Source organism: Mesorhizobium comanense, assembly GCF_005503535.1.
GTDB classification, from domain to species: Bacteria; Pseudomonadota; Alphaproteobacteria; order Rhizobiales; family Rhizobiaceae; genus Mesorhizobium; species Mesorhizobium comanense.
Genome location: NZ_SCNN01000003.1, coordinates 156,673 through 170,856, shown reverse-complemented (window position 1 = coordinate 170,856; position 14,184 = coordinate 156,673). Strand labels below are relative to the sequence as shown.

The following is a 14,184-nucleotide window of genomic DNA, read 5'->3' as shown; positions in this document are numbered from 1 at the left end:
CTTCGCGACCGCCTGAGTTTTCTTTCTCGCCAGATTGTGCCTGGCTTGCGGCGATTAAGCGTTTGGCGAACGCCTTCCCCCACTCCGTCGCCGCTTCGCGGCGCCACCTCTCCCCCCTCCGGAGGGAGAGGAAAGGAGCCTCTTTTTGCAGTCCTACTTCACCGCCGAATCGAACAGATGCGCCTTGATCTTCTCGACATCGAGCGCGGCGAACCCTTCCGACAGTTTCGCGCCGTCGGCATCGGCCTTGACCTTGGCCTTGTCGAAGTCGTTGGCCGCCGGGATGAGGTCGTTGGTGCAGACGTCCTCGGCTTTTACCGGATTGGTGATCTGGCCGATCTTGTGGATCTCGTCGAAGAAGCCTTGCCAGCTCGCCATGTCGTGCGAGCCCCAGCCGCCGCGCTTGTCCATGTCGCCACGGAAGACGTTGATCTGCTGCAGGATGGACGTGGTGCCGAGTTCGGGACCGAGATTCTTGGCCAATGTCGGGAACTGTTCGAACACCGCCTCGACGGCGGCGCGCGGATTCTGGTAGCCGAATTCCAGCCCCATCGCCCAGCCGCGCAGGTACTTCTCCAGGAACGCCTTCTTGTCGGCGTCCTCGAGGTCGGCGGCACGCACGACGAAGGTGTTGGCCGGCAGCTTGGAGTGCTCGACGCCCAGCCAGTATTCGAAGTCGAGGCCCTTGGCGATCCACTCCGCGCGCAGGCCTTCCCAGGACAGCGCCGCGTCGCCCTGGCCGCCGGCCAGCGCCGTGCCCCAGGTCGGCCAGCCGGCCTCGACATACTTGACCTTCTTGATGTCGACGCCCTGCGCGGCGAGCAGCGGGTCGGTGATCGCCTGCCAGGCGGCGGAGCCGAGCAGGATGGTCTTGCCTTCCAGCTTCTTCAGGTCGTTCGAGCCCTCGCCCTTGCGGAAGGCGATGGAGAACGTGTCGCGCGCGCCCATGTGGAACACGGACTTCAGCTTCATGCCGTTCTGGATGGCGAAGGAGAACACGCCCGGCGAGGGAAAGCCCATGTCGGCCTGGCCGACATCGACGAATTTCACCGTCGCCGTGCCGTCGGACGGACCCGGCTGCATGTCGGTGTCGAGCCCGTCGAAATAGCCGGCCTTCTTGGCCGCCCAATAGGGATAGTCGTCGAGCACTTCGAGCGTGCCGCGCGGCGAGATCCAGGTGAATTTGCCATACGCCTCGGCCCGGGCTCTCATGCCGGTGGCGCCGAGCGTCGTCGCCGTCACCAGCCCGGCACCGGTCACCTGCAGGAAATAGCGGCGGCTCATGCCCGCCTGGCGAACGAAATTCTCTTTGGTCATTGCTTTCCCCTTTTTGTTTGACGTCAGTCTCTTGCCGCCCGCCTCCCGGGCGCCATCATCGCCTTTGCTCTATGCCTCCCAGCTCGCCCACTTCTTGCCGATCAGGAAGAACAGCACGTAGATCAGGATGCCGAGCATCGACAGGATCAGCACCACGGCGAAGAATTGCGGCATCTGGATCATCGACGAATAGGTCGTCAGCCGGTTGCCGAGCCCGAAGCCGCCGCCGACCATTTCGGCGCCGACCGCCGTGAGCAGGCCGAAGATGGCGCCGATCATCAGCCCGACCAGGATCATCGGCAGCGCCATCGGCGCGCGGATCTTCCAGAAGATCTGCAAGGTGCTGGCACCATAGGAACGCGCCAGCGCGATCTTGGCGCTGTCGACGCGGCGAAAGCCGGTGGCGGCGTTGATCATCACCATCGGCCCGGCGGCCAGCGCCACCGCGATGATGCGCGGCGTGTAGCCGAAACCGAAGCGCAGGATGAGCAGCGGCACCAGCGCCAGCATCGGCGTGGTGACCAGCAGCAGGATGTAAGGCGCGACGATCTTTTCGGCGAAGGGGAACTGGGTGATGACGGCGGCCAGCACCAGGCCGACGGCCGCGCCGATGGCAAAGCCCGACACCAGTTCGACCAGCGTGTAGCCGAGATGCGGCGCGATCAGCGGAAACTCGTCGAACAGCGCATAGGCGATCGAGCTTGGCGGCGGCATGATGTAGAGCGGCACGTGGAACAGCCGTAGCGCCAGCTCGATGCCGCCGATGATGATCACCGCCACCGCGACGATGGCGGCGACCTCCTTGCCCGACTGGATGCCGGGACCGCTGGCAAAGGCGGAAAGGTTGGTCAGGCTGACGTCCTGTCCGTCTCCCGACTTGGCGCCCGATCTGGACTTGGAGAATTCCGGAATGGCGTCGCTCATGGCCTGATCCTCACGATCTCGGCGCTGCCGCGCTGCTGCTCCGTCGGCTTCGGCGCGGCGCGCTCGCCGACGATATCCATCTTGATCCGGTTGGTGAGGTCGAACACCTCGCGTGTCGCCATGATCTCGAGCGAGCGCGGGCGGGGGAACGGCACGCGGTATTCCTTCGCGACGCGACCCGGCCGCGCGCTCAGCACCACCACCCGGTCCGAGAGAAAAATAGCTTCCTCGATCGAGTGGGTGATGAAGACGATGGTGGTCTTGGTGTCGAGCCAGATCTCCTCGACCAGCCGGTTCATCTCTTCGCGGGTAAAGCTGTCGAGCGCGCCGAACGGTTCGTCCATCAAGAGCACGGAGGGCTTCAGCGCCAGGGCACGCACGATCGCGGCGCGCTGCTGCATCCCGCCCGAAAGCTCGCGCGGGAACTTGCCGCCGAAGCCGTCGAGGCCGACGCGGTTCAGCAGATGCGCGATCCAGGCGCGGTCAGGCTTCTCGCCCTTGATTTCGAAGGGAAAGCGGATGTTGGCGTCGAGATTGCGCCACGGCAAAAGGTTCGCTTCCTGGAACACGATGCCGATGTCGGGATGCGGTCCGGTGATCTTCTTGCCATCGAGCCGGATTTCGCCGCCGGTCAGACTGTGCAGGCCCGACATCGACCATAACAGCGTGGTCTTGCCGCAACCGGACGGGCCGACGATCGAGACGATTTCATTGGCCCTGACGTCGAGATTGCAGCGGTCCAGCGCCAGGAGGTCGCCGGATGCCGTGCGATAGATTTTGGTCGCCGCCTGCACGCCAAGCTTAGGCGCTGTTGTTTCGCCCGTGTTCATCCGCCCCTCGGAGATTGCACGATGATCCTATGGTCATCGGACTTGTTGAAAATCAGTCTGTAACTATCCTACTTTGCTGTCAAGCGGTCGCGGTGATACGCTTATCAGGAAAAGTTCGGATGGTTCGTATCCTGTTGTTTTTAAACCGATTATACGATCTTGAATTGCGTGTTGCTTTCCTACATACTCACGCTTCGGACTACCGGCATTCCCTTGCGGCACGCAGCGGTTGCAGCGGGACCGGTCAGATGGAACGGCAGCGTGCAACCATGGTAAGAGGTCAGGTCGAAAAGGGCAGGGAAGATCGACCTCATGAGCGAAGCTGACAGCCGCGAACACAGCGAAACGGAAGGGCGCGATATCAGGCGCATCCCCGACATCATCTCGCTGGTCAAGGATACCTACGCGGAGTTGCGCCCGGCCGAGCGCCGTGTCGCCGATGTCGTGCTGGACGACGTCAAATACGCCGTCGACGCCTCCAATGCCGCGCTCGCCCAGCGCGCCGGCGTGAGCGAACCGACGGTGACGCGGTTCTGCCGCGCCATCGGCTGCGAGGGCGTGCGCGACTTCAAGCTGAAGCTGGCGCAGAGCCTCGTCGTCGGCGCGCTCTATCTCGACACCTCGCCCGGCAGGGAGAGCGACAACGGCATGCCGTACTGGAATGCGGTGTTCGGCGAAGCGCGCCGGGCGCTGCAGGAGGCCGAGCGGCAGCTCGATCCGGGGCAACTGGAGAAGGCGGCCGAACTGATCGCCCGCGCGCGCCAGGTCACCGTCTTCGGCCTCGGCGGCAGTTCGTCGGCGCTGGCGCAGGAAACGCAGTACCGGCTGTTTCGCTACGGCATTACGGTCAGCGCCCAGTGCGATCCCTATCTGATGCGCATGACCGCCTCGACGCTGAAGCCGGGCGACCTGGTGATCGCCATTTCGGCGACCGGACGCACCCGCGAGGTGATCGAGGCGGTCGAGCTCGCAAAACACTACCGTGCCAACGCGATCGCCGTAACCGCGCCAGACACCGAGCTCGCGCGCGCCTGCGACGTCAGGCTGACGGTTGCCGTGCCCGAATATCCCGACACGCTGAAGCCCACCGCCTCGCGCTACGCCTTCCTGGCGATGATCGACCTGCTGGCCGTGGCCTCGGCCTACAAGCTGGACGGTTCGGCGCGCGAGACGGTGCGCCGCATCAAATACAACGCCCAGATCCACCGGACGGGGAAGGAAATGGAGCCGCTGGGGGATTAGGGGGGCGTCTTCCCTTCTCCCCTTGTGGGAGAAGGTGGATCGGCGTGCAGCGCCGAGACGGATGAGGGGTGTACAAGCGAAGTGACGCGTTGGTGTTCCCTGGAACACCCCTCATCCCACCTCGCTTCGCGAGGCCACCTTCTCCCACAAGGGGAGAAGGGAGAGGCGTCGGCGCAATGTGAAAAGTGAAGAGGGAAAGAGACAGAATGCTCGACATCGCACCAACCAAACAGGCCGCCGCATGGCTCCATTCCCTGGCGCAGGCCCTCGAAGCCGGCGATGCGACGGCTGCAAGCAATCTGTTCGTCGACGACTGCTACTGGCGCGATCTCCTGGCCTTCACCTGGAACGTCACCACGATGGAAGGCCGCGACGCCATCGCCGGCATGCTGGGATCGACGCTGGCGACGACAAAGCCCCATGCGTGGCGGATCACCGGCGAAGCGACCTCGGAGGAGGGCACGATCGAGGCCTGGTTCACCTTCGAAACCGCTGTCGCCACCGGCCAGGGCATTTTGCGCCTGCGCGAAGGACGCTGCCGCACGCTGTTCACGGCGATGACCGAGCTGAAGGGTTTCGAGGAGCGCAAGGGGCAAGGCCGCCCGCTCGGCGTGCGCCACAAGGCGGATCCCGAGCGCGAGACCTGGTCGGAGGCGCGGGCGCGCGAGGCGCGCGATCTCGGCGCTTCGGAGCAGCCCTATTGCCTGGTCATCGGCGGCGGCCAGGGCGGCATCATGCTGGGTGCCCGGCTCAGGCAGCTCGGCGTGCCAACCATCGTCATCGAGAAGAACGCGCGGCCGGGTGATTCCTGGCGCAACCGCTACCGCACGCTCGTGCTACACGATCCGGTCTGGTACGACCATCTCCCCTACATCCCGTTTCCCGACAACTGGCCTGTCTTCACGCCCAAGGACAAGATGGGCGACTGGCTGGAAATGTACACGCGGGTCATGGAGCTCAATTACTGGGTCGCCACCAAGTGCCTCAGCGCCTCCTACGACGACAAGGAAAAGGTCTGGACCGTGGTGGTCGACCGTGTCGGCCGGCGGATCACGCTGAAGCCGAAGCACATCGTCTTCGCCACCGGCGCGTATGGCCCGCCGCGCAAGATCGACCTGGAGGGTGCGGACCGGTTCAAGGGCGAGCTGCTGCATTCCAGCCAGTATGCGAGCGGCGAGAAATATCGCGGCAGACGCGTCGCGGTCATCGGCGCGGCAAGCTCGGGCCATGATGTCTGCGTCGACCTCTGGGAAAGCGGCGCCGACGTCACCATGATCCAGCGCTCGCCGACGACAGTGGTCAAGTCGGACACGCTGATGCAGGTCGGCTTCGAGATCTTCTCGGAAGATGCGCTGGCGCGCGGCATCACCACCGAGAAGGCCGACATGATCGTCGCCTCGACGCCCTTCGCGCTGGTGCCCAAGGGCCAGCGGGCGCTGTACGATGTCATCCGCGCGCGCGATGCCGATTTCTACGAACGGCTCGCCGCATCGGGCTTCGCGCTCGATTTCGGTGACGACGAGACCGGCCTGCTGATGAAGGCCTACCGCACCGGTTCGGGCTACTACATCGATGTCGGCGCCTCGGACCTGATCATCGACGGCAAGATCGGCATCCGCAGCGGCGTCCCGATCAAGGCCCTGACGGAAAAAGGCATCCTGTTCGAGGACGGCACCGAACTCGAGGCCGACGCTATCATCGCCTGCACCGGCTACCAGTCCATGAACGAGAATGTCGCCGCGCTCGTCTCGCGCGAGGTCGCCGACAAGGTCGGCCCGTGCTGGGGCCTCGGTTCGGGCGTCAAGGGCGATCCCGGCCCGTGGCAGGGCGAGCTGCGCAACATGTGGAAGCCGACGGCACAGGAAGCGCTGTGGTTCCATGGCGGCAACCTGGCGCTGTCGCGCTTCTATTCGAAATATGTGGCGCTGCAGATCAAGGCGCGCATGGAGGGCATCGATACGCAGGTGTATGGGCCGGTGAGCAACGCGCGGCGGTGAAGCTGCCGATCTCCCCCCTTGTGGGGGAGATGGCCGGCAGGCCAGAGGGGGGCGCTGTCCCGCCAGCGTATCCGTCGGAGGTACTTGCTCGATCGCAGTCTGACGAAGGTTCGCGTTCCGGCACGCCCCCCTCTGCCCTGCCGGGCATCTCCCCCACAAGGGGGGAGATCAGCTAATCATGCCGGTGCCCGAAATGCCTGGCCGCCACCTCGACATGGGTATGGGCGGCATGCGGCTCAAAACGCTCCGTCTCGCTCACATCGTCGACCGCTTCGTTCGGCCACCATGTGCCGCCGATAACGATGCCCTCCGAAACCAGCCGCTGGTCGGCGACGAGGGAGGCGCCGACGGCATCGACGAAGGTGAAGCGGCCGGACCGTTGGCGAAGAACGGCGACGTCGCCGACCGTGCCGACCGCCAGCGTGCCGAGATCGGGCCGCGCGATCGCTTGCGCCGGTCCTTGCGTCGCTGCTCGCAGCACCTCGACCAGCGGCATGCCGAGTGCCATCAGCTTCGACATGCACACCAGTATGTCGAAGGCCGGACCGTCGACGCAGTAGAGATGCACGTCGCTCGAGATCACGTCGGGCGCCAGCCCTTCCGCCAGCATGGCGCGGGCGACCTCGAAGTCGAACGAGCCCATGCCATGGCCGAGGTCGAAGATGACGCCGCGCTCGCGGGCGAGGCGCATGTCGGGCCGCACGGCGCCCGAAGCGAAGACAGGCGCGTTGGGGAACGGCCGGAAGCAGTGGGTGAGGATGTCGCCCCGGCGCAGGCGCGGCAGCACTTCCGAGCGCCCGGGTGGCGGCTCGTCAATGTGGGCCATCAGCGGCAGTCCGGCCTTGTCGGCCGCTTCCAGCGCCAGATCGACCGGCGCGATGCCGCTCGAGCCGCCGGCATGCTTGCCCGAACGCACCTTGACGCCGACGACGACATCGGCGTGCTCGCGCGCCGCCGCCACCACCTCGCGCGGCTCGCAGAGCCTGAGATCACCGCACTCGCCCACCGACACGGTCTGCGAGAAGCCGAAAATGCCGGCGAAGGAAATGTTGACATAGGCCAGGATGCGCGCCCTCGACCGCTCCATGACATGGCGGCGGAAGCCGAGAAAATTACCGGCGCCGGCGCTGCCGGCATCGATGAAGGTGGTGGTTGCGCTCTTGGCCGCCAGCCTGTCGGCATCGACGCCGAGCGAGGTGCCACCCCAGTAGACGTGGCTGTGCAAGTCGACCAGGCCTGGCGCGACGATGCAGCCCGCCGCGTCGACGAGCTGGGCGGCGCGATCCGCCGGGATATCGGCGTCGATCGCGGCGATCCTGCCACTGGCGATGGCGACATCGCGTGGCGCATCGATGCCGGACGCAGGATCGATCAGCCGGCCGCCCTTCACGAGGAGGTCGAATTGCATGGGAAAACCTCCGCCTCGTATGTCTTGGGTCAGGCCGGCCGGTAGGCGACCGCCTCGACTTCGATCTTGATGTCGATCATCAGCCTGGATTCGACGGTCGTGCGGGCCGGCGGATTCCTGGGGAAATGCCTGGCATAGACCGCGTTGAAGGCGCCGAAGTCACGCGCGTCCTCCAGCCAGACGGTGGTCTTGACCACATCGTCCATGGTGCAGCCGGCGAGCGCCAGTGCCGCCTTGACGTTGGCAAGCACCTGCTCGGTCTGTTCCGTAATGCCGCCCTTGACCACGATGCCGTCGCCGCCGACGGGAACCTGGCCCGAGACAAAGACGAAATCGCCGGCCCGCACGGCGGGCGACAGCGGCACATGGGATGTTCCAAAAGTCTGCTTGGGCAAGGGACAACCTCCTCCGGTCACGCGACGGGACACCAGGGCGGCGCCCGCTTCGCACAAGATTTATCGCGATCGCGGCCGTCCCGATAGGGGCCTTGTTGGAAAGCAACATTGTTTGAAATCCGTGTTGCTTTATTACAGAAGCGCTTGCATCGTGCGCGCTTGCCGGACGGGCTCATGCCGCGGCGGACAGATGCCCCTACGAGACCGGAGACCCCGACGATGACCTTCGACAAGAACCCGTTTCCAACAGGCGACGCCGACCGCCACGCGCTGTGGGAGATGCTGGTGCGGCGCGACATCGACGCCTTCATCGGCCAGGACTGGTCGATGGTCGAGAACGATTTCATCGCCGAGAGCTTCTTCGGCATGCACGCGCATTTCCTGGCCAATGCCGACGCCTGGCGGCTGCAATTCCCCAGGCTGGAAATCTATCGCGACGAATGGCTGCGCCAGGCCGGGGAAACGGCGGCGACGAAATTCGCCGAACCGCTGCGCGAGGCGCTGTTTCGCGTCACCAATCTGCGCGACATCGATGTCGATGGTGACCGCGCCGTGCTGCACAAGAAGTTCGATGGCTCGGTCGCCAAGGCGGACGGCAGCGTCGACCGCTTGAAATGGCAGACGCTGTATTTCTGCCGCAAGGTTGGCGGCAGCTGGAAGATCGCCGGCTTCGTCGGCTACATGCCCTATCCGCTCGGAGCCTGACGCGCGCGCGACGTCCGCAGGACAGGCACGGCGATATGGTGCCGCGCCTGTTCGAGCCACGAGACGGCGACATCGACGCCGTAAAGCGAGCCGAGAGCCTGCGCCGTGAGCACCGTCTCGGGTGCGCCGGTCGCCACGATGGCGCCGCTCTTCATCAGCGCCACCCTGTCGGCGCAGGCGAAGGCGTGGCCCGGATCGTGCGTTGAAAGCACGATCGTCAATCCGGAGGCGGCCAGCGTGCCGATGCGTTCGAGCACCCGTGCCTGGTTGCCGAAGTCGAGGCTCGCCGTCGGCTCGTCCATCACCAGCATGCCGGGCTCCTGCGCCAGCGCCCGCGCGACCAGCGCCAGCTGACGCTCGCCGCCGCTGATCGCCGAAAAACTGCGCGCGGCAAGATGCGCGATACCGAGCGTCTCGAGCGCGCCCATGGCGATGGCTTGATCGGCCCGGGATGGCGCCGCGAAAATTCCGATCCGGCTCGCCCGACCCATCAGCACCACGTCGCGCACCTCGAACGGGAAATAGCCGGCGCTGGCTTGCGGCACGTAGCCGACACGCCTGGCGAATTCCGCCCGCGAGAACGAGGAGACCGCCCGTCCATCCAGTTCGAGCCGGCCCCCGAGGCTCGGGATCAGGCCAAGCAACGTCTTGAACAGCGTGGTCTTGCCGCAGCCATTGGGTCCGAGCAGGCACAGCACCTCGCCCGGCTCGACGGTCAGGGTCAGGCCGCGGCCAAGCGGCGTTCCGCGGTAGCCGAAGGACAGGTCGACCGCCGACAGCGTCATTGCCAGCCCTGCCTCGTCGTCGTCAGCAGCCAGATGAAGAACGGAGCCCCGATGGCGGCCGTGAGGATACCTAGCGGCACCTCCACCGGCGCGATGCTGCGCGCCAGCGTGTCGACGCAGACGAGGTAGCCGCCGCCCAAAAGCAGCGCCACCGGCAGCAGGCGCGAGAAATTCGGCCCGGCGAAGGCGCGCGCCACATGCGGCACCAGAAGGCCGATCCAGCCGATGATGCCTGAGATCGAAACCGCCGCCGCCGTCATCAGCGTCGCCGAGGCGATCAGCACGAGCCGCATGCGTGTCGTCTCGATGCCAAGCGCGCGCGCTTCCTGGTCGTCGAGGGTCATCAGGTTGAGCCGCCAGCGCAGCAGCACGATCGGCACCAGGCCGATGATCATCGCCGGCAACACCGAAAGGAAGTCGCCCTGCGTGACGCTGGCCAGGCTGCCCAGCAGCCAGAAGGTGATTGCCGGCAGCTGGTTGTAGGGGTCGGCCAGCACCTTGACCAGCGAGATGCAGGCGCCGAGCAGGGCGCCGACGGCGATGCCGGCCAGGACGAGCACGAGCACCGGATCGTGCCTGCGCACGGCGGCGCCGATGGCGTAGACCAGCGCCACCGAGGCCAGGCCGCCGGCGAACGCCATGCTCTGGATCGCCAGCACCGGCAGCGACAGGAAGATGCCGAGCACCGCGCCAAGGCTGGATCCCGCCGACACGCCCAGAATGTCGGGCGACACCAGCGGGTTGCGGAACAGGCCCTGATAGACGGCGCCGGCCACGGCGAGCGAGGCTCCAACGAGCAATCCGCAAGCGACGCGCGGCAGCCGCACGTTCCAGATCACCGTCTCGACATTCTGGGGCAGGCCGCTGGCCGAACCGCTCAGCTTGGCGGCCAGGACAAGGACGATATCGTGGATCGAAACGCTATATTTGCCGCTAGCCAGCGCCGCCAGCGTCACCGCCACCAGCAGGATCCAGGGGACAGCCTTGCCGACCCATGCCGGCATGCGGCTTGCCGGGGGCTCGCGCCGGAGCCCGCCGCTGGTCATGGCTTGGCGGGGCCGAGCAGCTCGTCAAGCTGCGCGTCGCTGACCTCGACATGGTAGAAAAGCTTGTAGAAGCCGCGCGCTTCCGACCGCAGGTCGACCTGGCTCTGCGGATAGAGCACGCTCTCCAGCCATGAGACGCCGACGAGGCGGTTGACGCCAGGCGGGGAGTCGAACCAGCCGAACGGCAGGGTCGGCGCGCGGTAGACGCGTCCCTGCTTGACCGCCGCGATGCCTGCCCATTGCGGGTCGTTCGCCACGGAGGCCTGGAAGTTTGGATCGAGCGTCAGGATGACATCCGGATTCCACGACAGCACCTGTTCGACCGACACGTTGGCCAGCCCGCCCTTGCCCGCCGCCTCGGCGACGTTGACCGCCCCCACCGCGCCGAGCACTTCCATGTTGATCGATCCGGCGAGCCCCGTTTCCAGACCCTTGGGGCCGCGTCCGTAGTAGACGCGCGGACGCTTGTCGGGCGCGATGCCGGCGGCCAGCGCCTCGACGCGCTTGAGCGAGGTTTCTGCATAGCGCGCCAGCGCCTCGCCGCGCTCCTTTTCGCCGAGCAGTTCCCCCACCTGGCGCAGCGAGTCCGGCGTCCTGGCGAATGCGCCGTCGATCAGCACATAGGGAATCCCGGTCTGCTGCTGCACCCGGTCGGCCAGCGAGGCATAGGTGGGGTCCACCGTGCCGACGTCGATGATGAGATCGGGCTTCATCTTGAGCACCATCTCGAGATTGGCGGTGTTGCCCTTGCCGGTCAGGCGGCCATGCGCCGGCAGGTCGCGATAGGCTGGCGCGATGAACGCCTTTTCCTCCGCGCTCGGCTCGCGCACCCAGCCGACCATCTTGTCGGGCGCAAGCGCATAGAGCAGCACCGAGGCCGGCGGCCCCGCCGCCAGCACGCGATGGACGCCATCAGGGATCTCGACCTTGCGACCGGCCGCATCGACGAACACGCCGGCTTGCGCGCCCGCCACGCCCGGCAGCCAGAGCAACATCTGGAGCAGCAGTGAAAGGCCGATCAGAAACACGCGCCTGTTCATCATCGTCTCCATGGTCCAGCGCTGCACGGGCGGCCATTGTTATGGTCGATCGGATAGATCGGTCAAGCGACCGGCAAGCAGGTCGATGAACCGGTCCCGCCTGCCACAGTCATGAGCTGCCCTTTGTACCAGTGTAATCGGCTAACGGCTCTTGATCGTCTCGCGAACCTCTGTATTCATGCAGATATAACGACGACCGGCAGGGCTGTGGGAAGCCTCGCAGCCGGACAGGCAACTCCGGCGGTCGTCATCGGCTTTGAAAAATGATCGGGGGCGATCAATGCGACGCATATTGTCTGGAATTTCGTTTGTTCTTTTGTCCGGCACCGTGATGCTCGGGAGTGCCGCGGCCCAGGAAAAACCTGACATCAAGAAGAAGAAGGCCGACGAACAGCACGCACCGGCGCAGGAGCGGTTCGGCGCAACGCCGCAGGCGTTCGAACTCGGCCAGATCGTGGTTTATGGCGATGCCGACAAGCAGTCCGAGATCGGCGGCCAGTCCATCTCGCAGAGCATCGTCAGCGCCGACGAGGTCCACAAGAGCAATCGCAACACGCTCGACGATGCCCTGACGACCACGCCGGGCGTCGAGGTGGCCAACACCGGCGGCAGCCGCAACGAGCGGCTGATCTTCGTGCGCGGTTTCGACCGGTTCCAGGTGCCGCTCTATGTCGACGGCGTTCGCATCTACCTGCCTGCCGACAACCGGCTGGACTATGGCCGCTTTCTGACGCCGGACCTGGCGGAAATCCAGATCCAGAAGGGCTACGTTTCCGTGCTCAGCGGACCGGGCGGCATGGGCGGCGCCATCAATCTGGTGACCAGGAAGCCGACGCGCGAGTTCGAGGGCGAGCTTCGCACCGGCGTCGACCTCGGCAACACCGGCGATGTGGCCGCCTTCACCACCTCCGGCTCCGTCGGCACCAAGCAGGAGAACTTCTATCTGCAGGCCAGCGGCTCGTTCCGCAACAGCGACGGCTGGTTCCTGTCGCGCCATTACGATCCGGTCACCATCGGTGGCGGCGTGGTCGAGGACGGCGGACGGCGCGACTTCTCGAACGTCAGGGACTGGCGCGCCAACGTGAAGGCCGGCTTCACCCCGAACGCGACCGACGAATATGTCATCAGCTACACCCACCAGGAAGGCGAGAAGGGTGCGCCCTACAGCGTCAAGGAGCCGGTTCGCGGCATCACCACGCAGCCTCCCGGCACGACTTACCAGCGCAACTGGAACTGGCCCTACTGGAACATCGGCAGCCTGGCCTTCAATTCCAACACGGCGGTCGGCGACGAGTCCTACGTAAAGACCAAGGTCTACTACAACACCTTCGACAATCTGCTGTCGGCCTATGACGACGCCAAGTTCGACAAGCGTGTCTCGACACGCTCCTTCGACAGCTACTACAAGGATCACGCCGCCGGCTTCAGCCTCGAGGGCGGCACCGAACTGATCCCCATGAATACGTTGAAGACGGCGCTGCATTACCGCCGCGACGTCCACAACGAACAGCAGCTGACGGCGCCGGGCGCGACACCTAAGCCAAAAATGGAACCCTGGCAGCAAACGATCCAGGACACCTGGTCGATCGCCGCCGAGGACACGTTCCATGCCACCGACAGGCTCGATTTCGTGGGCGGCATCAGTTACGACCGCATGAGCATCCTGAAGGCCGAGGAGTACGGCGGCACGCCAACGCCGAAACTCTACGACAATCCGCTGAGCAGAGGTGATGCCTTCAACTGGCAGATGGCGGCGATCTATCGCCAGAGCGATGCCTCGGAATTTCACGCCAGCATATCCTCCCGCACCCGCTTCCCCACCCTGTTCGAGCTCTACAGCACCCGCTTCGGCGATGCGGTGGCCAATCCCGACCTGAGGGCCGAGAAGGCCACCAATTATGAAGTGGGTTGGGCCGGGCGGCCGGTGGAAACGCTCAAGCTTGGCGGCTCGCTGTTCTATAGCGACCTGACTGACGTCATCCAGGGCGTCGAGATTCCCTCGCCGAGCAATCCGGCCGTGACCACGCACCAGAACCAGAATGTCGGCGATGGCCGCTACTACGGCGTCGAACTTTACGGCGAGTGGGAAGCGCTCGCCAACCTGACGCTGGGCGCGCGCTATACCTATCTGCACCGGGAACTGATCGATCCGATCCGGCCGACGCTACGGCCGGTCGGCACGCCCGATCACAGCGCCTACCTCTATGCCGAATGGCTGCCCTTTGAGGATTTCACGGTTTCGCCGAGTGTCGAACTCTACAGCTCGCGCTGGTCGACCGACAGGCTGGAGAACAATTTCTTCCAGACCAAGGGCTTTGCCCTGGTCAACCTCACCATGAACTACAGGCTGAACGACCACACCAGCTTCGACTTCGGCATCCGCAACATACTGGATGAGGACTATCAGCTGGCGGATGGCTTCCCCGAGGCTGGCCGCACGTTCTTCCTCAGCAGCGCCATAACGTTCTGAGCGCAGAGGATCGGCGGCGCATCGG

Annotated in this window: 12 protein-coding genes; 4 read left to right on the top strand and 8 right to left on the bottom strand. The window is 65.3% G+C overall.

All coding sequences use genetic code 11. The features are described 5' to 3' along the window. Positions 1 to 153: 153 nt before the first annotated feature. The 3 genes from FFS37_RS07425 to FFS37_RS07415 form a co-directional block, all read right to left on the bottom strand. Positions 154 to 1,317 carry an ABC transporter substrate-binding protein gene (locus FFS37_RS07425; RefSeq protein WP_137930293.1) on the bottom strand — a complete coding sequence of 388 codons (1,164 nt, stop codon included), beginning with the start codon at positions 1,315 to 1,317 and terminating at the stop codon, positions 154 to 156. A 69-nt stretch (positions 1,318 to 1,386) separates the two neighbouring features. Then, positions 1,387 to 2,241 carry an ABC transporter permease gene (locus FFS37_RS07420; RefSeq protein ID WP_137930292.1) on the bottom strand — a complete coding sequence of 285 codons (855 nt, stop codon included), beginning with the start codon at positions 2,239 to 2,241 and terminating at the stop codon, positions 1,387 to 1,389. Further along, positions 2,238 to 3,071 (bottom strand): ABC transporter ATP-binding protein, encoded by an 834-nt coding sequence (locus tag FFS37_RS07415; RefSeq protein WP_137930291.1) that lies wholly within the window; start codon positions 3,069 to 3,071, stop codon positions 2,238 to 2,240. The genes FFS37_RS07420 and FFS37_RS07415 overlap by 4 nt, the downstream gene beginning before the upstream one ends. A 312-nt stretch (positions 3,072 to 3,383) precedes the next feature. Here FFS37_RS07415 and FFS37_RS07410 point away from each other — a divergent pair, with 312 nt between their 5' ends. Both FFS37_RS07410 and FFS37_RS07405 read left to right on the top strand, forming a co-directional pair. Beyond that, entirely contained in the window at positions 3,384 to 4,313 is a 930-nt protein-coding gene (locus tag FFS37_RS07410; protein ID WP_137930290.1) for a MurR/RpiR family transcriptional regulator, read from the top strand. 206 nt (positions 4,314 to 4,519) lie between these two features. Next, complete coding sequence (locus FFS37_RS07405; RefSeq protein ID WP_137930289.1) at positions 4,520 to 6,310, top strand: NAD(P)/FAD-dependent oxidoreductase; 1,791 nt, start codon at positions 4,520 to 4,522, stop codon at positions 6,308 to 6,310. Positions 6,311 to 6,482: 172 nt separating this feature from the next. On the opposite strand, the gene FFS37_RS07395 is transcribed toward FFS37_RS07405, so the two are convergent. Together FFS37_RS07395 and FFS37_RS07390 are read right to left on the bottom strand one after the other, a co-directional pair. Beyond that, a complete protein-coding gene (locus tag FFS37_RS07395) occupies positions 6,483 to 7,718 on the bottom strand; it encodes an amidohydrolase/deacetylase family metallohydrolase (RefSeq protein WP_137930287.1) in 1,236 nt (411 codons plus the stop codon). 29 nt (positions 7,719 to 7,747) lie between these two features. Then, a complete protein-coding gene (locus tag FFS37_RS07390; RefSeq protein ID WP_137930286.1) occupies positions 7,748 to 8,113 on the bottom strand; it encodes a RidA family protein in 366 nt (121 codons plus the stop codon). A gap of 219 nt (positions 8,114 to 8,332) precedes the next feature. Here FFS37_RS07390 and FFS37_RS07385 point away from each other — a divergent pair, with 219 nt between their 5' ends. Then, positions 8,333 to 8,818: a hypothetical protein gene (locus FFS37_RS07385; protein WP_137930285.1), complete on the top strand. Its 486-nt coding sequence runs from the start codon at positions 8,333 to 8,335 to the stop codon at positions 8,816 to 8,818. On the opposite strand, the gene FFS37_RS07380 is transcribed toward FFS37_RS07385, so the two are convergent. The 3 genes from FFS37_RS07380 to FFS37_RS07370 are packed head-to-tail and all read right to left on the bottom strand — an operon-like array spanning position 8,800 to position 11,689. Next, positions 8,800 to 9,603, bottom strand: coding sequence for an ABC transporter ATP-binding protein (locus tag FFS37_RS07380; RefSeq protein WP_137930284.1), 804 nt, complete (start codon positions 9,601 to 9,603; stop codon positions 8,800 to 8,802). The genes FFS37_RS07385 and FFS37_RS07380 overlap by 19 nt on opposite strands. Beyond that, positions 9,600 to 10,607, bottom strand: a complete 1,008-nt coding sequence (locus FFS37_RS07375) for a FecCD family ABC transporter permease (protein WP_232375594.1) — start codon at positions 10,605 to 10,607, stop codon at positions 9,600 to 9,602. The genes FFS37_RS07380 and FFS37_RS07375 overlap by 4 nt, the downstream gene beginning before the upstream one ends. Positions 10,608 to 10,645: 38 nt before the next feature. Continuing rightward, positions 10,646 to 11,689: an iron ABC transporter substrate-binding protein gene (locus FFS37_RS07370; RefSeq protein ID WP_408631430.1), complete on the bottom strand. Its 1,044-nt coding sequence runs from the start codon at positions 11,687 to 11,689 to the stop codon at positions 10,646 to 10,648. 331 nt (positions 11,690 to 12,020) lie between these two features. On the opposite strand from FFS37_RS07370, the gene FFS37_RS07365 reads away from it, so the two are divergent. Then, a complete protein-coding gene (locus FFS37_RS07365) occupies positions 12,021 to 14,159 on the top strand; it encodes a TonB-dependent receptor plug domain-containing protein (protein WP_232375593.1) in 2,139 nt (712 codons plus the stop codon). Positions 14,160 to 14,184: the final 25 nt, after the last annotated feature.

Excerpts from the sequence above, each read along its gene's own strand:
- FFS37_RS07425 (WP_137930293.1), bottom strand. The coding sequence starts at position 1,317 with ATGACCAAAGAGAATTTCGTTCGCCAGGCGGGCATGAGCCGCCGCTAT.
- FFS37_RS07420 (WP_137930292.1), bottom strand. The coding sequence starts at position 2,241 with ATGAGCGACGCCATTCCGGAATTCTCCAAGTCCAGATCGGGCGCCAAG.
- FFS37_RS07415 (WP_137930291.1), bottom strand. The coding sequence starts at position 3,071 with ATGAACACGGGCGAAACAACAGCGCCTAAGCTTGGCGTGCAGGCGGCG.
- FFS37_RS07410 (WP_137930290.1), top strand. The coding sequence starts at position 3,384 with ATGAGCGAAGCTGACAGCCGCGAACACAGCGAAACGGAAGGGCGCGAT.
- FFS37_RS07405 (WP_137930289.1), top strand. The coding sequence starts at position 4,520 with ATGCTCGACATCGCACCAACCAAACAGGCCGCCGCATGGCTCCATTCC.
- FFS37_RS07395 (WP_137930287.1), bottom strand. The coding sequence starts at position 7,718 with ATGCAATTCGACCTCCTCGTGAAGGGCGGCCGGCTGATCGATCCTGCG.
- FFS37_RS07385 (WP_137930285.1), top strand. The coding sequence starts at position 8,333 with ATGACCTTCGACAAGAACCCGTTTCCAACAGGCGACGCCGACCGCCAC.
- FFS37_RS07380 (WP_137930284.1), bottom strand. The coding sequence starts at position 9,603 with ATGACGCTGTCGGCGGTCGACCTGTCCTTCGGCTACCGCGGAACGCCG.
- FFS37_RS07375 (WP_232375594.1), bottom strand. The coding sequence starts at position 10,607 with ATGCCGGCATGGGTCGGCAAGGCTGTCCCCTGGATCCTGCTGGTGGCG.
- FFS37_RS07370 (WP_408631430.1), bottom strand. The coding sequence starts at position 11,689 with ATGAACAGGCGCGTGTTTCTGATCGGCCTTTCACTGCTGCTCCAGATG.
- FFS37_RS07365 (WP_232375593.1), top strand. The coding sequence starts at position 12,021 with ATGCTCGGGAGTGCCGCGGCCCAGGAAAAACCTGACATCAAGAAGAAG.